General features: G+C 67.5%; 3 protein-coding genes. 1 reads left to right on the top strand and 2 read right to left on the bottom strand.

The annotated features are described in order from the left end of the window. Window positions 1-283: 283 nt before the first annotated feature. Entirely contained in the window at window positions 284-673 is a 390-nt protein-coding gene (locus QH196_RS28470) for a hypothetical protein (RefSeq protein WP_280418927.1), read from the bottom strand. Window positions 674-765: 92 nt separating this feature from the next. On the opposite strand from QH196_RS28470, the gene QH196_RS28475 reads away from it, so the two are divergent. Then, window positions 766-1,341 carry a TetR/AcrR family transcriptional regulator gene (locus tag QH196_RS28475; RefSeq protein ID WP_280418928.1) on the top strand — a complete coding sequence of 192 codons (576 nt, stop codon included), beginning with the start codon at window positions 766-768 and terminating at the stop codon, window positions 1,339-1,341. A gap of 155 nt (window positions 1,342-1,496) precedes the next feature. Here the strand turns inward: QH196_RS28475 and hsaB are convergent, their stop codons facing one another. Beyond that, window positions 1,497-2,117, bottom strand: a complete 621-nt coding sequence (hsaB, locus tag QH196_RS28480; RefSeq protein WP_432278109.1) for a 3-hydroxy-9,10-secoandrosta-1,3,5(10)-triene-9,17-dione monooxygenase reductase subunit — start codon at window positions 2,115-2,117, stop codon at window positions 1,497-1,499. Window positions 2,118-2,339 lie beyond the last annotated feature (222 nt).

Here is a 2,339-nt window from a genome sequence, read left to right on the forward strand (position 1 = left end):
GTCCCGGTACCCGCCCCTACGCCCGTTTAACCCTATGATTTCTGGCCCCCACCCCCCTGTCCGCGGCTTTTGGGGGGGGGTTTCCGGGTTTGTTATCCCCCCCCCCACCCCCCCCAACCGGTGGGGGGGCCGCCCCGCGGCCCCACCGCGGCTCCCCCCGCCCCCCGGCGGGGGGGCGGGGGGGCGGCGGAACGCGTGTGTTCGTAGCGGTCGTATGAGCCTTTGCGGCGCTGGTGCGCCTGCTCCTCCGCTCCGAATGTGAGCGCGAAGAAATGCTCCATGGTCAGAACGTCAGGATCGAATATCCGCTGTCGGTGAGCAGGCGCAGGCTGGCCACCCCGGATGTCCCCGGCAGGGGGTTGTCCTTGATCAGTTCGAGCCCGGCGGCACGGGCGCCGTCCCCGCCACCGAAGAGATCGCTGCACCCACAGGAGATACCGGCGATCGTATGCCGCACCGCCTGGTAGACGTCGTAGGCGGGGTGCTCCGGTGATTCCAGCAGCTCCGGCCAGCGGGTGCCCGCACCCTGGAACTGCACCCGGACCTCGCCGCCGGCCTGGTCGAAGTCGTAGGCGGCGGCGAGGGCGTTGAACATGCGGCCGAGTGCTTCGTCACCACCGTTCGGGTCGCTCATCACGAGTACTGCGGTCTTGGTGGCGGTTCCGGAACTCATTGTTGTCTCCTTCGGAGCCGGCGTGAGAACGGTCGTTCTCGCGGGCAACTGTAGTGTAGGAGAACGAAGGTTCTCAGCGCAAGGAGGTCGTGATGCCGGCGGAAACCGAAGCGGCGCAGGTGCTGGCGGCGGCCGATCGCCTGTTCAACGATCGCGGGGTGCAGGCAGTCGGGATGGACAGGATCCGCGATGCCGCGAACGTGCCGCTGAAACGGCTCTACCGGCTTTTCCCGTCCAAATCCGCGCTGGTGTGTGCGGTACTGGAGCAGCGTGACCGCGATGTACGCACGGCGATCGCCGACTATGTGCAGGCACGGGCCGAAACACCGCGCGAGCGGATCCTGGCCGTATTCGACTACCTGCTCGAATGGTTCGCCGACCCCGCGTTCCGGGGCTGCCTGTTCATCAATACCGTCGGGGAACTGGGCGGTACTTCCGACGATATCGGCCGCATCGCCCGCCGGCACAAACTAGCGATGCGCGACTATCTGGCCGAACTCGTCGCCGAATGCTCATTTCCGGCAGACTTGGCCGACCAGTTGATGATTCTCGCCAACGGCGCCATGGCCACGGCCGCCGTGCAGGGCGACGGACCGCGTGCGGCCCAGCAGGCGCGCGCCGCGGCAGCAACCTTGCTGTCCGCGGCCGAACGCAGCGAGGGCTCGTGATACACGCTGCTGTGAAGTGTTCCGCAGCGCGGGCACGGCCGACCCAATGGTCGCGACAGCCGCCGGACTCCGCGGGCTGACGCTTCTGCGCCGCGACAGCGACTTTTATTGCGCTGCCGCCACCGGTCGGCCGTGCAGTGGATCGGCCGCCGGAACTAGAGCCAGGTGTCCAGGGTGGTGGTGGTGAGGAAATCGTCCAGGTCGGCGCGCCAGGGGGCCGGGGTGGTCTTCTCCGGTTCTATGGCGGTGTACTGGCCGCGGTAGAACAGCAGCGGGCGGCCGTTCGCCGTCGCAGCGGTTTCGGTCATCGCCAGGACCCGGCCGATGACGATGTAGTGATCGCCGCCGTCCACCACGCGATCCACCTCGCATTCGATGGTGGCCAGCGAGTGGTCGAGCCGGGGGAGACCGAGTTCAGAGGTGTGCCAATCGGTTCCGGCGAACTTGTCCGGTTCGCGGGACCCGAATTTCGCGCAGACCGGTTGCTGTTCCTCGGCCAGGACGTTGGCGCAGAACCGGCCGTTGGCCTCGATCGCGGCCCAGGAACGTGAGCCCTTGGTCGGGCAGAACAGAACCAGCGGCGGGTCGAGGGACAGCGACGCGAAGGACTGGCAGGCGAAACCGACCGGGGTGTTGTCGTCGGTGAACGTGGTGATCACCGTGATACCGGTGCAGAACTGCCCGATGGTATTGCGGAACTGCCGGGGGTCGATGGGGGGCAGGGCTGCCGCTTCGGGGGCGCCGTCCGCCGGATCCGCTGATGCCGTCACGTTCATACCGTCCTTGCTGGTTCACGAAAGCTGCCGGCGGGCGGACCGCCGGATTGCGGCCGGCCCCGGGGGAGTATAGCACCCGGGCGGCCGGAGATAACATTAATACCACCGCGAACTAGTGTGCCCACACGCAGAACCCGGTGGATTGGATCGATGACCCCGACAGCCGAGTGGATATCGTCGATACCGCCCGCAAGGACCTGCGGGGGATCTGGCGGATGGGCC

It is taken from the genome of Nocardia carnea, from assembly GCF_029868325.1.
Classification (GTDB): domain Bacteria; phylum Actinomycetota; class Actinomycetes; order Mycobacteriales; family Mycobacteriaceae; genus Nocardia; species Nocardia carnea_C.

Coding starts and splice junctions, on each gene's coding strand:
- QH196_RS28470 (WP_280418927.1), bottom strand. CDS start 673: ATGAGTTCCGGAACCGCCACCAAGACCGCAGTACTCGTGATGAGCGAC.
- QH196_RS28475 (WP_280418928.1), top strand. CDS start 766: ATGCCGGCGGAAACCGAAGCGGCGCAGGTGCTGGCGGCGGCCGATCGC.
- hsaB (WP_432278109.1), bottom strand. CDS start 2,117: ATGAACGTGACGGCATCAGCGGATCCGGCGGACGGCGCCCCCGAAGCG.